Annotated in this window: 14 protein-coding genes; 5 read left to right on the top strand and 9 right to left on the bottom strand. The window is 63.8% G+C overall.

Features of this window, described 5'->3' with window-relative positions; translation table 11 throughout:
* Nucleotides 1-132 precede the first annotated feature (132 nt).
* On the top strand, nt 133-2679 hold the full coding sequence (locus tag RMET_RS25590; RefSeq protein ID WP_011519399.1) for an ExeM/NucH family extracellular endonuclease: 2547 nt from the start codon (nt 133-135) through the stop codon (nt 2677-2679).
* Nucleotides 2610-3329, top strand: coding sequence for a rhombosortase (gene rrtA, locus RMET_RS25595; protein WP_224444328.1), 720 nt, complete (start codon nt 2610-2612; stop codon nt 3327-3329). Before RMET_RS25590 ends, rrtA begins: the two co-directional genes overlap by 70 nt.
* On the opposite strand, the gene RMET_RS25600 is transcribed toward rrtA, so the two are convergent.
* Together RMET_RS25600 and RMET_RS25605 are read right to left on the bottom strand one after the other, a co-directional pair.
* The gene (locus tag RMET_RS25600) at nt 3288-4469 is read right to left on the bottom strand and encodes a porin (RefSeq protein ID WP_011519401.1); all 1182 of its coding nucleotides are present in this window, start codon (nt 4467-4469) and stop codon (nt 3288-3290) included. The two genes, rrtA and RMET_RS25600, sit on opposite strands and share 42 nt — an antisense overlap.
* Before the next feature lie 187 nt (nt 4470-4656).
* Nucleotides 4657-6171, bottom strand: coding sequence for an MFS transporter (locus RMET_RS25605; RefSeq protein WP_011519402.1), 1515 nt, complete (start codon nt 6169-6171; stop codon nt 4657-4659).
* A 187-nt stretch (nt 6172-6358) separates the two neighbouring features.
* On the opposite strand from RMET_RS25605, the gene RMET_RS25610 reads away from it, so the two are divergent.
* From RMET_RS25610 to RMET_RS25620, 3 genes are all read left to right on the top strand, one after another.
* On the top strand, nt 6359-7750 hold the full coding sequence (locus tag RMET_RS25610; protein WP_231108919.1) for an MFS transporter: 1392 nt from the start codon (nt 6359-6361) through the stop codon (nt 7748-7750).
* Nucleotides 7751-8072: 322 nt separating this feature from the next.
* Complete coding sequence (locus tag RMET_RS25615) at nt 8073-9218, top strand: porin (protein ID WP_011519405.1); 1146 nt, start codon at nt 8073-8075, stop codon at nt 9216-9218.
* Nucleotides 9219-9449: 231 nt separating this feature from the next.
* Complete coding sequence (locus RMET_RS25620) at nt 9450-9878, top strand: GFA family protein (RefSeq protein ID WP_029310136.1); 429 nt, start codon at nt 9450-9452, stop codon at nt 9876-9878.
* Between the two features lie 248 nt (nt 9879-10126).
* Here RMET_RS25620 and RMET_RS25625 read toward each other — a convergent pair whose 3' ends face one another.
* The 7 genes from RMET_RS25625 to RMET_RS25650 all read right to left on the bottom strand — a co-directional run bounded on the left by RMET_RS25625 (nt 10127) and on the right by RMET_RS25650 (nt 18726).
* On the bottom strand, nt 10127-10681 hold the full coding sequence (locus RMET_RS25625) for a DUF3455 domain-containing protein (RefSeq protein ID WP_011519407.1): 555 nt from the start codon (nt 10679-10681) through the stop codon (nt 10127-10129).
* 227 nt (nt 10682-10908) lie between these two features.
* On the bottom strand, nt 10909-11220 hold the full coding sequence (locus RMET_RS32885; protein ID WP_011519408.1) for a hypothetical protein: 312 nt from the start codon (nt 11218-11220) through the stop codon (nt 10909-10911).
* 180 nt (nt 11221-11400) lie between these two features.
* Nucleotides 11401-12747 (bottom strand): 2-hydroxycarboxylate transporter family protein, encoded by a 1347-nt coding sequence (locus RMET_RS25630; protein WP_011519409.1) that lies wholly within the window; start codon nt 12745-12747, stop codon nt 11401-11403.
* Between the two features lie 527 nt (nt 12748-13274).
* Nucleotides 13275-14795: a DUF1254 domain-containing protein gene (locus RMET_RS25635; RefSeq protein ID WP_011519411.1), complete on the bottom strand. Its 1521-nt coding sequence runs from the start codon at nt 14793-14795 to the stop codon at nt 13275-13277.
* A 43-nt stretch (nt 14796-14838) separates the two neighbouring features.
* A complete protein-coding gene (locus tag RMET_RS25640) occupies nt 14839-16179 on the bottom strand; it encodes a DUF1254 domain-containing protein (RefSeq protein ID WP_035822326.1) in 1341 nt (446 codons plus the stop codon).
* Nucleotides 16180-16914: 735 nt separating this feature from the next.
* A complete protein-coding gene (locus RMET_RS25645) occupies nt 16915-18240 on the bottom strand; it encodes an MFS transporter (protein ID WP_011519414.1) in 1326 nt (441 codons plus the stop codon).
* A 33-nt stretch (nt 18241-18273) separates the two neighbouring features.
* Entirely contained in the window at nt 18274-18726 is a 453-nt protein-coding gene (locus RMET_RS25650) for a MarR family winged helix-turn-helix transcriptional regulator (RefSeq protein ID WP_011519415.1), read from the bottom strand.
* Between the last annotated feature and the right edge of the window lie 15 nt (nt 18727-18741).

Raw genomic sequence — 18741 nt, forward strand, 5'->3', positions numbered from 1 at the left:
GACCCGGCGTAGCACCGGTCAAATGTATGCCAGCCAGTCATTGGCGCGTCATCGACGCCGCATAGCATCTCGCGCTTCGCAGTCCCCACAACACCCCGTGCCCAAGTCGCGCGATTCCATCCGAGCCAATCCATGCGTTTGCATTACACACTTCCAGCCGTGCTCCTCATGGCGCTACCCGCCCATGCCGAGCTGATCATCAGTGAGTACGTCGAGGGTACCTCGAACAACAAGGCCATCGAGATCTACAACCCCGATGCCACCGAGGCCGACCTGTCGCTCTACAAGATCGAGCAGTACAACAACGGCGTCACCGCGCCGAATGCCACGTTCCAGCTCGCCGGCAAGCTCGCGCCGGGGTCGGTCTACGTCATGGCGCACAGCACGCTGGCCGCGGTGCTCGGCTCCAAGGTCAACCAGGCCGTAACGTTCACGTTCAATGGCGACGACGCCCTCACGCTCACGCGCTCAGGTACCGTGGTGGACCATATCGGACAGGTCGGCTTCCAGCCGCCGTCAGGTTTCTGGGGTACAGCCACTGCCGGCACCAAGGACCACACGCTGCGCCGCAAGGCTTCGGTGACGCAGGGCGACACGGACATCACGGCGGCGTTCGATCCAGCGGTGCAGTGGGATTCGTTCAACGTCGACGACTTCTCGGACCTGGGCCTGTACAACGGCGCGGGCACCGTCACGCCGCCGCCGGTGGCGGCAGTGTGTGGCGCACCGGCAACGCACCTCGCTGACGTCCAGGGCGCGACATCGACCTCGCCGCTGGCCGGTCAGAACGTCGAGATCGAGGCCGTGGTCACCGCCGACTACAGCGGCACGGGCGGTTTCAGCGGATTCTTCGTGCAGCAGCCCGACGCACAGCGCCGCAAGCTGCCCGGTGTCTCCGAAGGTCTCTTCGTCTATGCGCCCGGCGTGACCGCGCGCGCCGGCGACCTGGTCCACCTGGTAGGCAAGGTCGAGGAGAAGTACGGTCAGACACAACTGACGCTGGCTGCGAACGGTCTGGCAAGCTGCTCCAGCGGCAACAAGGTGACGGCAGTCGATGTCACGCTGCCGCTGGCCGACGCCAAGACGCTGTCGGCCTATGAAGGGATGCTGGTGCGCCTGCCCCAGACGCTGACGGTCAGCGAGACCTACGAGCTTGGCCGCTATGGCAGCGTGCTGCTCAGCAACGGCCGCCTGCCGCTGCCGACCAACGTGGCCCCGGCCGCGAACGGCGCCGCCGCGCAAGCCGCCGCCAACGCGCTCAACCGCCTGGTGCTGGACGACGGCTCCAACCTGCAGAACCCCGCCACGGTGCCCTACCCCGCCCCGGGCCTGTCCGCGGCCAATCCGGTGCGTGCCGGCTACACGGTCAGCGGCGTGCAGGGTGTGCTCGAGATCCGCTACAACGCCTGGCGCCTGCAGCCGGTACCGGGTGCCGCCGCCCCCACGTTCAGCGCCGCCAGCAATCCGCGCACGGGCGCGCCCACGCGCCATGCCCAGGCTGACGTGCGCGTGGCCTCGTTCAACGTGCTGAACTACTTCAACGGCGACGGCAAGGGCACCGGCTTCGACGACCCGAACAACCGTGGCGCCAAGTCGCAAGCCGAGTTCGAGCGGCAGGAAGCCAAGATCGTTGCCGCCATCCGCGCGATTGACGCCGATGTGGTCGGCCTGATGGAAATCGAGAACGACGGCTACGGCGACCTGAGCGCTATCCGCCGCCTGACGAGCCAGCTCGGCGCCGACTGGCGCTACGTCGATCCGGGCCTGCCCAAGCTGGGCGGCGATGCGATCACCGTGGCGATCATCTACAACAGCCGCAACGTGGAACCGGTGGGCGTGCCCGCCACGCTGGCCATCGACGACAAGAACCGCCAGCCGCTGGCCCGCACGTTCCACCGCGTGGGCGGCACGCAGAACTTCACGGTCGTGGTGAACCACCTGAAGTCCAAGGGCTGCACCGGCGCCGCCGGCAAGGACGCCGACCAGGGCGACGGCCAGAGCTGCTGGAACCCCACCCGCCTGCGCGCGGCGGGCCTGATCGCCGACTGGCTGGCTACCTCCCCGACCGGCGTGGCCGACGTGGGCAAGCTGCTGATCGGTGACCTCAACAGCTACGCCAAGGAAGATCCGGTACTGCTGTTCGCCGAAAAGGGTTACGCCGACATGGTGGCGAAGTTCGTAGGCAAGGATGCGTACAGCTACGTGTTCGGCGGTGAATCGGGCTACATCGACCACGCACTGGCCACTTCCGCACTGGCAGATCGCGTGCGTGCCGTGCATGAATGGCACATCAACGCAGACGAGCCGATCGCGCTTGAATACTCGTTCGCGTACAAGAGCGCCGAGCAGCAACAGACGTTCTATGCAGCTGACCCCTACCGTTCGTCGGACCATGATCCGGTGCTGGTCGATCTGGCCTTGAACTCGCAGTCGACAGGTGGCGGCAGCGATGGCGCCGGTGGCACAGGTGGCACAGGTGGCACAGGTGGCACAGGTGGCACAGGTGGCACAGATGGCACCAGCGGTACGGGTGGCTCCGGTGGTTCCGGTGGCTCCAGCGGATCGGCCGATTCCGGCAACTCCGGCGCCGGCTCGATGGACCCGTTCACGTGGCTGACGCTGGCTGCTGGCGTGGCCGCGCTGGCACGCCGCCGCTCGTGGCGCTCGTGGGCAGTCTGAACGCCCTGGCGCGCCGCTGGCCTGACTGGCGGTGGCAAAGCCCGGTCCATCCGGGCTTCCTCGCCGTCGCCCTGCTGATGCTCGCGCTACAAGCGGGTGGCGCCACGATAGCCGATGCGTTGCGGTACGAACGCTCGGCCATCGCCAGCGGAGAAGTCTGGCGACTGGTGTCCGGCCACTTTGTGCATCTCGGCTGGACGCACTGCCTGCTCAACGTCGGGGGCGTGGTGGCGCTGGCGGCCATCCTGCCCGCGCCGCTGCGTGCGTGGCGCTGTTGCCTGCTGCTGGCCACGATCATCGGCCTGGCCCTGTTCGCCACCTTGCCCAGTCTGCAGCACTATGCCGGCTTCTCGGGCGTCAACTACGGCCTGGCCGCGCTGGCGCTGCTGCCGCGTGCCCGCGCGGAAGCAACCGCCGCGCTGGTGCTCGGCGCGCTGATTGTCCGTGCGCTCTGGCAGTGGCTGGGCGGCGGGGGCGCGGCGGATGCCGCATGGCTCGGCGCGCCACCGCTGGCCGCCGCCCATCTCGCCGGGCTGGCAAGTGGGGCGGCAATCCTCTTCCTGCCCCTGATGCGCCTGGACCGGCTGCCTGTCGGACCCGCCACCCGCTCAGAACTTGTGACGCAGCCCCACCGCAATGCCGAACATTGAGCTCTGTCCGTTGGCCAGGGCATAGCTGTTGCCAAGCGACAGGCTGTTGGCATAGAAGATCGCGGCGGACTCCATCGCCAGACCGGCGTTCTTGGTGTAGGCCGCCGTCACGTAGACGTCGGTCCGCTTGGAGAACGCATAGTTGGAGATAGCCGAGATCTGCCACGGGTTGGCCAGGTGCGCATCGCCGAACTGGTTCTTGACGTTGTCGTAGTTGTACTCGAGCGTCAGCCCGATGGCCGTCGTGATCTGGTATGTCCCGCCGATCCAGTAGAAGTCATCGCGCAGGAACTCGGCCCCCTGCTGGTTCTTGTTCTGGCCCCACCGGTATCCCGCCATGATCTTCGCCGGCCCGATCGCGTAGCTGGCGCCGACCGAGGCCTTCTTGAAGGTGCCGGTGCCCGCGTTGGTCGGCTGCGCGGTGGGCGCGATGGTCGGATTGAACTGGTCGTAGCCCACCACCACGCCAAGTGGTCCGGTGGCATATACCAGTGCCGCGCCATAGGCCGTATCACGCCGGAACTGGCCCGGTACTTCGCCGTTGCCGCCGAGGATGAACGGGGCGCCCACGGTGGGCGGCAAGGCCAGGCCCGTACCGAACGAAAAATGCCCCAGCGCCGTGATCGGCCCGAAGCTGCCGGTGTACTTGATCGTGTTGTCCTCACGGAAATTCGCGCCCGCCATGACCACGACGGGTTCGTATTGCGTCGCATACGCGGCTGGCGCGAAGTTCGCCAGCGCTTCGAACATGGACGTGTACTGCCGGCCCAGCGAAAGCTGGCCATAATCGCTCTGCAAGCCCACGAACGCCTGCCGGCCAAACAGGCGGCCGCTCTGCTGCGAGGTGCCGGTATCGAGGTTGAAGCCGCTCTCCAGCACGAAGACGGCCTTGAGGCCGCCGCCCAGCCCTTCCGAGCCGCGCAGACCCCAGCGCGAACCGGACACGCCGCCGGAATCCATGCGGAAAACGTTGTTCGACGGGCCAGGGTTGAAACCATTCGCGGCAACCGGCACGGCGCCGAGATGGTTGGCGAATTCAAGGTTCGCATCGACGACGCCGTAGAGCGTCACGGTCGACTGGGCATGCCCGACACTGGCGCCGGTGCATAGGATTGCCACTGCAAGATACTTCCGCTGCATCTTGAGCCCCTCCGCTTGTTGTTCTTCTTTATCCGGACAGCAAACGCCCCCTCCACCGATGGCGCTCCCAGCCAGGATGGCATCTCTCCAGACAATCTTCCGGTACTGCCCACACTGCGGATGTTCGCCAGGCCACCGACGTGCCTGCCTGAACCAAGCGTATGTGTTGAACGCCCGTTTTGCCGAACTACTTCAACGCGCGTTGCGAAACCGCGACGATCGCGATGACACAACACGCGCCCGCCAGCAACATCAGCAGATTGGCGGTGCCGATCAGCGTCGCCTGCTGGTCGATCAGCCGTGACAGGCGTGCCAGTTCGGCCGGGTCGATACCCTGCTGGAATTCAAACGGCGTCACGTGCGCAACCAGTTGCGTACGCGCGATCGCTTCGTCATATTGCAGCCACAGGCTGGCCAGCCCAGTCCCCGCCGCCGATGCGATCTGGCGCACGATATTCTTGAACTGGTAGCCATGGGCGAAGTCGTCCACGCTGAACTCCGCCCACGTCAGGCCAGCCACCAGCATCAGCACGAAGGGCAGCGTCAGGTTCTGCAGCACGAGCACCGGCAGGATGACCTCGAGCGAGGCACCGGGCATCATCCGTTGCGAGAGCAGCCACGCGGCCATGGCGAAAATCAGATAGCCCAGCGCGATATACCGCCGCGAGCCGGGCAGCGATGTGCCCCAGAACGTGAACGCGGCCGCCGCTGCGAAGCCCAGCAACGACGTCGTGGTGAGCACCGTGCCGGTGGTCTGGAACGTGAACCCCATACCGTTCTGCAACATCGTGGAGATGACGTAGGTCCACAGCCCGTTCAGCAGGTAATAGATGGCGTAGAACGACAGCCCGATCAGGAAGCGCCGCCCCAGCAGCAGCTTCGGGTTGAGCCACGGGTCCGGATGGCGGCGCAGATACACCATGCCCGCTGCGAAAAGCGCGATGCCGGCGATCGGCGTGAACGCCACCGAGGGCGAGTTCGCCAGTTCGTAGAACCGCAGGTCTCCCAGGCCATGTAGCAGCGTCAGCGCGCCCGCCCCGAACAGGATCACCGTCACCCAGTCCATCGCGTGATAGTCGACGTCCCACGGCGCCAGCGTGACCGTCAGCCGGGGGGGATAGGTGAGCACGACGAACAGCAGCGTGGCCAGCGCGATCCCCGCCTGGAGCACGAACACCATCTGCCATTCGGCGTTCTCGACCAGTTGCGCCGTGATCCACGGTGCCGCCGCCGGCAGACCCATGCTGCCGATATTGAATCCGATGAACAATGGCCGGCGCTCCTCGCGCGCGGCAGCAAGCTGGATGATGATGCGCGATGCGGCGAACAGCCCGCCCGCGCCGAAGCCCTGCACCGCGCGGGCCAGCGCAAGCTCGAGCGGATTGCGGCTCAGCGCGCAAAGCGCCGCGCCAGCGGCGGCGATAACCAGCCCCGCCATGGTGAAGCCACGGTAGCTGATGTCGTGCGCGAGACGCCGCAGCATCAGGTTGGCCACCACCGCAGCCGCCGCGTACGACGTCAGTGTCCAGAGAAAGTCCTCGGGGGATGCGTGCACGCCACCGCGAATGTGGGTGCCGGCCACGCCCATCATCGCGGACGCCCAGAAGTCGACCCCCGTCGAGCAACCGAGGGCCAGGCCGATCATGTAGACCCGCACTGCGGACAACTCCGGATGCTGGCTCAGCAAGGGCTTGCTTGGCATGGGGGGCGACCACCGTTCTGACCGTTGGACGGATGGGGGCACTGGCCGGTCACGGCGCGCGGGGGCGCGTCGGACGCGACGAAATCAGCATAGCAGATGCATACTGCCCGCACGCGGGCAAAACCGCGTGCCGCTATACTCCGTGGATCCCACGCCCTCGGCCGTTGATTCCGGCACACCAGACACCATGACGCCAGCCACTCCACCCATCGCAGTCGTTGGCGGGCAGCCCGTGCCGGACGGCCATGCCGGGGCCACCTCCCGCAACGGCGCAAAGGTGCCGTTCGAGGCCGGTATCCGGTTGGCCGGTGTCGGCAAGTTTCAGTATCGCCTCTTCGTCATCTTCGGCCTGGTCTGGCTCGCCGATGCCATGCAGGTGCTGTCGATCGGCTTCAGCGCGCCGTCCATCGCGAAGACGTTTGGCATCACGATGCCCCAGGCGCTACAGACCGGCACGCTCTTCTTCGTCGGGATGCTGGTAGGCGCGATTGTCTTCGGCCGCCTGGCCGACCGCATTGGCCGCCGCCCCGTGCTGATGATCGCCATCGTCATCGACGCGCTCTCCGGCATCGCATCGGCCTTCGCGCCAGAACTGTCCTGGCTGCTCGTGTTGCGCTTCCTGACGGGCGTCGGTGTCGGCGGCACGCTGCCGGTTGACTACACCATGATGGCCGAATTCCTGCCCAGCGACCGTCGCGGCCGCTGGCTGGTCCTGCTCGAATCGTTCTGGGCGATCGGCACGATCTGCTTGGCGGTACTGGCGCTCGTGGCGCTGTCCCATGGCGATCAGGCCTGGCGCGTCATTTTCCTGGTCACAGGCATTCCCGCGCTGATTGGCGTTGTCCTGCGCTTCTACATTCCGGAATCGCCGATGTACCTGAACCGTAGCGGGCGATCGGACGAGGCCCGCAAGGTACTGCAACGGGTGGCGAAAACAAACGGCCGAAACGTCGAAATCCCGGCCCTGCAATCCGACATCGTCGCGCCGAAATCGGTCTTGACGCTGTTCTCCGGAACGTTCCGCCGCCGCAGCTTCGCGCTGTTTGCCGCGTGGGCGCTGATCTCGATCGCGTACTACGGTGTGTTCGTCTACCTGCCAATCAAGCTCGGCGCGGAGGGCTTCGCCTTCATGCGCGGGCAGGTCTTCCTGGTCGTCCTCGCCATCGTCCAGCTCCCCGGCTTCGCTTTGTCAGCGTACGGCGTCGAGCGCTGGGGCCGCAAACCCACGCTGATCGGATTCCTGCTGCTCAGCGCGGTCGGCTGCATGCTGTATAGCCTCGGCACGTCTCCCACGGTCGTCGTCGGCTCCACGTTGCTGATGAGCTTCGCGCTGCTGGGTACCTGGGGCGCGCTGTATGCGTTCACACCAGAGGTCTACCCGACCGACCTGAGAGCCACTGGAATGGGCGCGGCCGGCGCGGTGGCGCGTTTCGGCGGCCTGTTCGCACCCGCGATCATCGCGCCAGTGATGGCCACGCATTTCACCCTGGCCCTCGCGTTGATCTCCAGCATGTTGCTGGCCGGCGCCTTCGCCATCGGCATGGTCAACGTGGAATCGAAGGACCGCGCACTCGATTGAGCTGGGCCGACGGCGGGTCTCCGACTGGACCGGACATACCCTTCCTCGGCCAATCTGCCCCAGCATTGATGGCAGCCTACTTGCCGCCCTGACCGACCGCCTCCCATGGCATGCCGTCCCCGCTAACCGCGACGGCGCCCTTCGCCATAGGGATAAATCCTCCCCCCTCTTGCTCCACATTGGCAGGACGCCCCACCCCTCCCGGAGGGGGTTCCGCCTCGGGCTGCGCGATCTAATTCGCATCAGCCCACCTCCATGTGCTCCCACGCACCGGCAAACGGTGGGCGATCACAACACAAGACCAATACGGAGAAGACAGAGCATGAGGAAGCAGGCTTTCGCGCTGGCGGCTCTCGCCGCGGCCAGTGTCACAGCACACGCGCAATCGAGCGTCACGCTTTACGGAGTCATCGACGGGTCGATCGAATACGTCAATCGCGTGGCGTCGTCCGCCGCCACGCCCAACCAGGGCGGCAGCCGCTTCGGCATGCCCAGCGTGGGCGGCCTGTCGGCGTCGCGCTGGGGCCTGCGCGGCGTCGAGGACCTGGGCGGCGGCAACCAGGCGCTGTTCGTGCTGGAGTCCGGCTTTCAATGGGACACCGGAGCGCTGCAAAGCGCCCCCTTGTTCAACCGCCAGTCGTACCTCGGCATCCAGAACGCCACCGTCGGCAAGTTCTCGTTCGGCCGTCAGTACACGTCGTTCTTCGACGGCATGGCCAACTTCGCCCCGCTTCGCTTTGCGGCCACCTATGAGCCGGGCATCTGGTGGATGGGCCTGAACTACCGCGAAGACAACATGGTCAAGTACACGGGCCAGTTCGGACCGTTCCAGGCCGTGGCGCACTTCTCGTTCGGCACCGGCGTGGCCGTGCAGAACGCCACCATCCTGCTAGCCAATGGCGGCGCCGGCGAAGTGCCGGGGCACTTCTCCGACAACACCGGCTACGGCGGCTCGCTGATGTACCTGAGCAACGGCCTGGGCTTCTCCCTCGCAGCGGACGAATGGCGTCCGGCAGCGGTCACCGGCCAGCCAGGCAAGATGACCAAGCTCGGTGCGGCGGCCCTCTACAACACCGGGCCGCTCAAGTTCACGGCCGGCTATCGCTACAACAAGGGAGAGTTCTCGAACGGCGGCACGCTGCTGCGTGACGACTACTGGTGGGCAGGCGTGAACTATCAGGCCACGCCGGCACTGGGACTGTCCCTGGCCTACTACTTCGCCAACGTCAAACAGGCCAGCGCGGCAGCTAACACCCCGACAAGCAATCCGCCCAACATGCACCAGGTCAGCTTCATCGCCGACTACAACTTCAGCAAGCGCACTGACGTCTATCTGTCGGCCGGCTGGGCGCACAACGGTGGCCTCAGCTTTGACGGCGCCGCCACGGCCTATGCCTTCAAGTACCCGACCATGACCGGACAGCAGAACATGATCGGGGTGACGGTAGGCATCCGGCAGATCTTCTGACCAAAACCCTGTTCCTTGTCTCAGCCCTTGCGGTGGCCGACGGCGGCCACCGTTCTTTTTTTGGGGGCTCTTCGTCGATTTGCGGGGCCAGGGAGTGACTCAGAACAAGCCACAAGAGACCGTCACCATGGCGGAAAGCGGACATCCAGCCTGGAGGCTCACAGATCTGAAGCGTCAGTCAATTTGCGTTGCGCGGCGGCATATAATCCCGGGGCACAATTAGGAGGTGAAATGACCGTACCGTGTTCCGTGCAGTGCCTGTGTGGCGCCGTCAATATCAAGCTGAATGGCCAACCTCAGGCAAGGGCTAATTGCCACTGTCGGTCGTGCCAGGATTTCTACGGGACTTCAATGTTGTCGGCGACTGCGTGGCTAGCTGAACAAGTCACCGTCGCCAGTGGTAGCGTGTCGAGCTTTTCGCACCCGTCAAAAGACTTGTCGCGAACATTCTGCTCCGGTTGCGGTGAGACGGTGTTTGGCACGAACCGGCTCGGCATGCGCGTCCTTCCTAATACCATTTTCGCCCGAGCCGCTGGCGGTGAAGTGCCCGAGGAAATGCGACCGACGATGCATCTTTTTTACCGGCATCGGATTATCGACATACAGGACGAGTTGCCGAAGTACCTCGACGGATGGGACGGCCCGACTTACCAAGCTTAGTTATGCAACGAACCTCGACGTGCCTTCGGAACTCGGCGCCGAGTGTGAGCGACTTGCGACACGTTCGCGAAAGATCGCAATGGCCGGCTATCGACGGTCCGGCCTAAGATAGATCCGAGTGCACTGCCTCAGTGCTCGTCGATGTGGACTATCGGTCGACCTGCACCGCGAGCGATCCGGCTTTCACGACGGCTGCGCCAGTGGCAGCACAGCTGCGGCCACACAGTACACGTGCACTCACACTACGTTCATTCGAGGAACACGTACTCCGCGAGATAGGGGCTACGCCCTTCCTCGCCCTCGTGCACGCAGGCTTGCGCGGGGGCCGCGCCGCCGTGCGTGGCAAGCCGCTGCACATAGCGCACCGTGCTCAGGAGGCCCGGACCGCCCGCATTGGTGGAAGAGAGGAGCAGCATTGGAATCGCCGCGCTGTCGTCGGGATTGGCGGCGTGCTGCATCAGCTTGCCAGTGATCCGGCTGCCGTCCAGCGCTTCCCACGACGGCCCCGCGCCGTGCCTGACGACGAGCTGGCCGGAGGCGTCGTAGAGATCGGCTTGTGGCGCCTGAAAGGTCCATGTCAGTTGATTAGCGGCGTCGCGCCTGCAGACGTAGATCTGCACGCCCGATGCCTCGAGCGAGGCCACCGCGTGAGTCATGCCGGCGGGCTGCAGCACGCCCGGCACCGGCGACTGGGCCTGAGCCAACGAAAGCGCCACGCTACCGGCCAGCGCCGTCGCGATCGCAAAGGCGCGTCGCGTTGCCAGGCGGACGCCACGGCTGCCTCTACGAATCGATTGGTTCATGCGCGTTGTCCCCGATGAATGTCTCAGCGTGCCAGCCGATCATACCGGGAAACCGCGGCGAGACGCGGGCGCCGCCGTGCACGTCACTTCGGTTCGTGCACAACGGGGCGCGTGCGTAATCCACCACATCGGTCGATCAGGTGTGCAACTTCATGCTACTGACGCATTCGACCCTTCTCTGTCATTGGCCAATGGTTGGGTGAGGGGCAGAGTTCCACCACGAAGCGTCATCCATGTAGGGATCCGGCAATCGCATTGAGCCAATCCGGATAATCGTCGTTTTCGGCGTAGTAGACAATTGCTGCGACTCGTTGATCTGATGAGAGTCGGCTCGCAGATTCGCCCAGTACTTCATCGAGGGCTATGGATACCTCAAGAAAATACTCAAAACCCTCTAGCAGCACGTTGCCAGGAATGCTGTATTCGTCGGTCAATGAAACCAACCGCGCGTCTGAGTTTGCTGTCCATGGTCGTTTCGCGACGATGGTGAGTGTGCTATCGGCCGACTCCAAGTCCGCGATGATGGAAGCAAGGTTCATTTGAATCCGACTCTCCGTCGTCGTATGTGATCCGCCATAAATCAGCAGTTCGCCTCAGTCGGGCGGCACCCTCGACGGCCGGATGTCCAGTTGGTGCACTTGAATTGGAATTGTGTGCAATCCAGGCAGGCATGTCGGGTGTCGGTTCCTGGCCGGAAAGGGACCACAGTCGCGTCCTTCTTACTGCATCCGCGCCAGCACGAGCAACACCACCGTGACCGTCACGGCGCCGCCAATGCGGGTTGCAATCTGCGCGAAAGGCATAAGCGTCATCCGGTTGGCGGCGGTAAGAATCGCCACGTCCCCTGTTCCTCCCTGGCCGCTGTGGCAGGCAGTTACGATGGCGGTGTCGATCGGGTACATCTTCATCCAGGTGCCCACCAAGGCGCCAACGGCCATCAGCGTTGCCACGGTGGCGACGATGGTGATGATCGTCGGCAGGTTGAATGCGGCGATCAGTTTGTCCCAAGGTGTCAACGACACGCCGATCGCGAACAGCAACGGGTAGGTGACCGCCGTCGAGAAGAACTTGTACACCACAAATGCACCCTCCTGCAGTGGTGGTGACACGGCCTGCGTCAGCTTGAGCAGTACCGCGATGAAGAGCATGGCCACCGGCGCCGGCAGACCGAAGAGGCGATGGCACATGATACCGACCACATAGAGAGTCAGCGCCGTTACGCCCGCCGCGGCGATGTGGTCCACATCGACGTGCCCAGTGATTTCCTTCTGGTTCGCGTCCAGTTCATCGTGCTCGCCGGGTTGCAGACGGCCCTCGCCGGTATAGGCGGGGTAGCGTTTGCCCAGGTAGTTCAGCGTGCCGGACAGGATGATCGCGGTAAGACTGCCAAGCATCACGGGCGGCAGTACCGTCGCGAACAAAAGGCCCTGGTCCTGGTGAAGGATCTCGCTGTAGCCGATGGAGAGCGGAATCGCCCCCTCGCCTACACCGCCGGCCATGATGGGCACGACGATATAGAAGAACGTGTGCGAGGTACCGAGGCCGAGTGCGGTGCCGACAAGCGTGCCGACCGCGCCCGCCGCGATGGAACCCGCGGCCAGCGGCACGAATATCTTCAGGAAGCCCTTGATCAGCACATGGCGATCCATGCCAAGAATGCTGCCGACGATGATGCAGGCGATGAACAGGTAGAGAAAATTCGTTGCCTTGGTAAAGTCCGCTGTGACTTTGACCACCTGCTCGGGCAAGAGCTTGTAGTACACCAGCGCGGATGGCACGAAGGTGGCGAAGATGGCCGCCGCGCCGATGGCGCGGATAAGAGGGATGCGCTTGCCGATCTCCGCGAGCGTGAAGCCGCAGAATGCAAACAGGACAATGACCAGCGAGATCTCGTTGGCAAGCTTGTGGATGGAGATCAGTACAGCGAGCAGTGCGGCGGCCAGGATATAGACCGGCAGCGGGAAGATGCCGATGCGAATTTCCATCAGGCGCCACCAGCCATGAGGCCAGAATCTTGCGTTCTGAGGTGCTTCGTTGGGTTGCGTAACGACCGGTTCGGCTTCCATGGCTGACGTTCTCCGAAGGCGAGGGGCCGGCGCGGCGCAGGCAGGCAGTTCAGACCGCCTGTTGGGGTCGACAGCGTCCGGTTTGCTGTCCATCTTGGTAGCCGATGTAGTCAAAGTCAAACTGCCTGCCGGACAGGACCGCAGTCATGATCGCGGCCGCGCCTATTCCGGGCCGGAGGGCCGCTCGCAGCCATAATGCGGCGTGGCAGGCGCTTTACACCCCGATGCATCCAACGGTTGCGTCTATCTTGTCAGCGGCGTGCGGGAGGCGTGTGAATCGAGAGTCGCATCATCAAACACGAAAAAGCGGGCGCTGCCGGGGGAGGATAGGGCTTGCATGTTGTTGTGCGCGGAGCCGGGACGCCGACTATAGAAGTCTGCGGGAAGAGCGATACTCGCAATTCGGGATTTCTTATTGGAAATGTGACGGCCCTCCGTGCGTGGACGGCTACCGACCCGTAGCGGCCGAACGGAAAGGCTAACTTGACCGGCTGTTGTCGAGTGCCTTTCCGACGGTCATGGAATCATCATTTGACCTTCTCGATGTCACCCGGCTTCCAAGTCTGGTCGAAGAACGCCTTTTCCGGTGAGTACAACCGCAGGATGACGAAATAGCCCTTGCCAGGCACCGTCCGCAGCCAGTTCTTCTCCTTGCCGGCCGGCGCGGTGGGCCCGAAATAGAGGTTGGTCGAGCCGTCGGGGTTCTGCACCGGCTTGTCCATTTGGTTGAGCGACGGGTGCGACTGGCCATTGTCGAGTCCTGACGCCGTGGTGCCGTCGTAGACCGTGGCGGACCAGAAGTTCTTCGCCGGAATGTTGGGTGGCAGATGTAGCGTGTACGACTGGCCACCGTCGAGAAAATTGCCGTCCTTGTCGCGCGAGGTGACCGGGTACTTCGCGCCTGCGTTAACAATGTTCTTCACCATACCCGGGCTGGCCGAGTACGCGCTGGTGAAATAGCCCGACCGCTGCTCGAAGTTCGTATACGTGCGCGATGACTGGAACGAGGTGTCCTCGCCGGCGAAGACATTGACCCATTGCCTGTCGGCGTAGTACTTGCCGCCAGGCTCCTTGACTACCATGTCGGCGATCACGACCTTGCTGATCTTGAAGCCGGTCTGCGCTGCGCGTTCAAGCAGGCTACGCATTTCAGGGCTGGGCGAGAACGGCTTGCCCTTCTCGATGCCAATGGTATGCAGGAACCCTCGCATGTCGAGGTCCGACGGGTCCACGTACTCGCTGTCGATGAAGCGCGACATCATGTCGAAGTAACTCGCATCACGTGGGAACAGCAGATCGGCCGGCTTGCCGTTGGCGTCGGGAAACTGCATCGGCCGCGCCGACGCCTTCTGGCCCAGCGGATAGATGCGCGTGGCAGCGATCTGCGCGTTCGGCTTCGACAGGTCCTTCGGGTCGGTAAAGAACGTGCGCCAGAACAGGAAGACGTTGTACGTCCGGGACCGATAGACGAACGCCCCCTTTGGCAGCGATCCCTTCGGCGGTTCGCCCTTGTAGTCGGGCGGCAGCAGCACGTATGTCCCGCCCTTGCCCTTGTCCGGGCCGGCCAGGCCGACGTCGCCTGTCCAGGTGCGGCCTTCGGTCGTCGGTCCCACGAGCGGCCGCTGGAAGAAGTCGTCGAGGATACCCTGTACACCAGCCGGCGCTTCGACGACGATCGGGCCGTCCTTCTTGAGATCCAGATAGCCCATCGCGTAGACCACATCGGAGTTCGGCGTCGTCACCTGTGTGGAAGCCTTGATCCGTTCCTTCCAGACCGGTAGAACGTTGTAGCCGCCGCCAAAGACTTTCTCCGAGCCTTCCTTCATCGCCCAGATGTTGATGGCCGGCAGCGCCCACAAATAGGCTTGCGTCGCACGCTGGAAGAGAAGTTCTTCCTGCAGCATCCGTGACGTCTCTGGCGTCGGATAGTCCTTCTCGAATGCCGCATTGGCAAGGGCGTCGTAGCGGGAACTCTGTGCTATCGCGGCACCGGAGAGACCCAGTGCAAGCGCAGCCAATGCGATTGACGTCCAGCGCAGTTCTTTCATCTCAAGCTCCGATCTACGTGTACTTGTTGCAGCCAGGCAAATGTCAGGCCACCTTGCGGATCACGGGTGGCTTCCACGAGCCATCAAGAATCGGCTGCTTGCCCCAATAGGCTCGAATGTAGAGTGAGAAGGCGCCGTTCGGAGCCGGCAGCCAATTGGATTCGCGCTCGGCGCCGGGGGACTTCGCGCCGGCATACAACGTCAGCGATCCATCGGCGTTCCGCTTCAGCGTAGTGTTCTTGGTGCCGAGCGAATAGCGCTTGAGGTTGTTGGGGTGGAAAAGGTGCTTGTCGTTGTATAGCGTCAGCGACCAGAAGCCGTTGACAGGCGGCTCCTGCCCGGCGGGGAAGACAATCTCGTAGTTGCTCGCGCCGTTCAGCGCCGCCCCAGCCGCATCGAAGTCCGTGTAGAAATACTGGGTTTCGTGGGGGCGGTTGTCGAACATGTTCGACTTGGCCGTGCCGGTGCGGTCGAAGTAGTCGAGTCCGGTCTGGGCGTTGTTGGTCGAGCGGTTCCAGCCATTGCCTGCGGAGAGCCCGTTGCGGCGCCATTCGAAAAACGGCCCGATCGCGTCACGCTCGGTCTCGACCGCAGCCGATACCAGCGCCTTCTTGATCTCCGCATCACGGTTGGCAACGTCCATCAGTGAACGGAACTGCGCGTATAGCGCCTCCTCGCCGGGGAGCGGCGGCACAGTGTCCAACACCTGCGCAAACTGGTCGAAGAACTTCTCCGGGATAACCCATTTGGTTTCGCCTTCGCTCGCACCACCTTCGGACTTTGGCCCGGGAATCTCGGGAGCCCTGGCCCAGTCAATGGTCTTCATACGGCCATCGAACTGTTTCAGCGGGTAAAAGACAATCTGGTTGAGGACTGGCTGAATAGCTTTGCGGTCCTCGGCGGTGTCATTCATGAAGACGCGTGGAATGGCGTTAGCCAGCGACGTCGGGCAGCGAACCACGGCAGTGATGCCAGCAGGCTTGGTGCCCTTCCAGTTCGGCCCCGCGAGCAGGTAGAACCCGGGCTTGGTCTTGTAGGGCTTGCCGACCTGGCCGAATTGGTTCGTCCGGGCGTCGTACAGTGCGTAAACCCAGAACCGATCTCCAAAATTGGGCACTTGGGCCACCACCGGCTCTTCGTCCAACTGGAAAAAGCCCAGCCCGTAGACCACGTCCTGGTTCGGACAAGTCACGAATGTTTGAGCCGGATCGATGTAGTCGTGAAGCATACCCACCTGGCCGCGCGGCGCAGCGGGCAACACACCGTTCAGCAGGCCGGGATGCGGTGCCTGAGTAATGCGCGCAAAGCGGTTGAGCATATTGACCATCGGCCAACCCCACACATAAGCCATACGGGCAATCACCTGCGCGTAGCCGGCGTGCATCGCAAGGCCCGCCGGAGGATGAACCTCCTTTGCTGCGGACGTCCCCGCCGCGCCGGCGCTCGACTGGGCACCGCCTTTCGACTCTGCGGCCGATGCGGACGCCGGTACGGTTGCGAGCGAAGTCAGTGCCACCGGGGCGATTCCGCCGAGGACCGTAAGCAGCCTGCGTGTGGTGTCAACCTTGTCCAGATCCGCCATTGTCAGCCTCATCAATTAAGGAAAGGGGCGGGTGTGGTGCCCGTGACGAGCGAAAGCCGAAGGCGTCTCACATCCCGATCAGTCCCCAATACTGCACAGCCGGACGGACTGCGAGAAGTCAAAGATTTTGCGGCCGATATGAAAGATCTTGAGGATATGCAACGTATGCGGCGCTGGATGCTGACGCGGCGTTTCACTTTGCCGGACTGCCGTTGGTTTGCTGCGCCACTGACCGCATTGCATTGTGGAGCCGACATCCAAACGCGCCCCAGTGGCCGTCCGAAACCGGCCGAACTCGCCCTCCCCCCGAAATTGGCGATGAATCATTTTCTGACGACCCTTACCCGCCCTCGCCCTGTCCTGGGTCCGCCCATTCGGCGTCCAGCAGGTTCATGTTCTCCAGGATCTTCAGCAGATAGTGCAGCGCGTGAGTCACATGGTCGGCCGAGAAATCCTTGAGGAGCCGTTACCTCGCGCGGCTGGCAAGGCCAAGGACATGCGTCTGTCCGCACGCCGGCGCGATGCCGACGCTGCCACTCACTCGTCTTCCGCCTTGCTCATCACCACATTTGGCACTGACGCGGCGGGAGCCGCCATGAACGCCGTCTGGCGCGGCTTGTCGATGCTGTAGCGCAGGCGACCCGTCTCGATATAGAAGCGCAGGTTGCGATTTCTCATCAGATAGAACAGACCGACGAGCGCCGCGGCAAATCCCGAAGCCGCCCCAACGCCCAGCGCCCAGCGCGGACCAAAGCGGTCCGCCACCCACCCCACCACTGGCGCGCCAAGCGGCGTGGTGCCCAGTGCAATGGCCAGCAGGATAGCGATTACCCGGCCACGCATCGCCGGCTCGGTCGAGATCTGCACGAGGCTGTTGGTGGACGTGGTAAACGTCTGTGTCGATGCACCGATCACCGCCAGCGTCAGGCCGAACAGCACCGCATTCGGCATCAATGCGCCAAACATGCAGCCCACGCCAAAGATGGTTGCAGCACCGACCAGGATCGCCATGCGCGGCCGTGCCCGGCGCGCGGCCAGCAGCGTGCCGGTAACAGACCCTATCGCCATGGTCGAACTCAGCAAGCCGTACTGTCCCGCGCCGGCATGAAACGCACTGACCGACATCGTCGAAATGAAGATCGGGAAGTTCAGGCCGAAGGTGCCGATCAGGAACAGCATGAACAGCGCCGCCTTCAGGTCGGGGCGCTTCCACACGTACCTGAATCCTTCCAGAAAGCTGCCGCGCGAGCGCTGCGCGGGCGGCTTCAGGTGCAGCTCGTGCTGACGCAACATGCGCAGCGCGCCGATCACCGGGACGAACGACAGCGCGTTGATCAGGAATACCCATCCCGTGCCGATCGACGCAATGAGCAGGCCCGTGATCGCAGGGCCAATCATCCGCGCGCCATTGAACGAGGTGGAGTTCAGCGCAACGGCATTGGGCAGGTCCTCCTCGCCGACCAGATCGGAGACAAAGGTCTGCCGCGCGGGGGCGTCGAACGCGGTGACGCACCCGAGCAGCAATGCGAACACGTAGACATGCCACAGACGTACCAGGCCAGTGACGGTCATCAGGCCCAGCCCAAGCGCCAGCAAACCCATGGCCGTCTGCGTGATGAACAGCAGTTTGCGGCGGTTGAAGTGGTCGGCCGCATAGCCGGTAAGCGGCAACAACAGCATCTGGGGGCCGAACTGCAGCGACATCACGATCCCGACGGCAGTCGCATTGTGATGCGTGAGTTCGGTGAGCACGAGCCAGTCCTGCGCCGTGCGCTGCATCCACGTGCCGATGTTGGACACGATCGCGCCACTCGCCCACACCCGGTAGTTGAAGTTGCGCAGCGAACGGAATGTACGAGCCACGGACGTGTTCCCTATGGATCTATCGTATTGACGTTACGGCGCGACCAGCCGCTTGAGAAGCTCGACGCCGGTTGCGAGTTGCTGCTGTTCGGCAGCGGTGAAACGACTCTGGATGGCGCGGTAGAGCCAGTCCTCGCGCGCCGCGCGGCTGGCTTTGACTTTCTGGCGAAAGGCCGGGGTCAGCGAGAGAACCGTCTGCCGACCGTCGTTCGGATCGGGCGCGCCGCTGACGGCACCCGCCGCCTTCAGGACTGTCAGCGTCTCGCCCATGGATTGCGGACGCACATCCAGGGCGCGGGCGAGTCCGGCTACCGTTGCCGGGCCATCGCGCTCGAGCAGATGCAGCACCTGGATCTGCGAAGGCGTGAAATCACCGGCCCTCGCCTCTTCGCGCAACCTTCGGCGCAGCGTGCCAATCAGGGCGCGCAGGTCTTCGGCCGTGGCGTGCGCCAAAGCATCACTTGCTGAAGGAGGGCTCTTGCTCATGGCATGCGACTAGGA

This window comes from Cupriavidus metallidurans CH34, assembly GCF_000196015.1.
GTDB classification, from domain to species: domain Bacteria; phylum Pseudomonadota; class Gammaproteobacteria; order Burkholderiales; family Burkholderiaceae; genus Cupriavidus; species Cupriavidus metallidurans.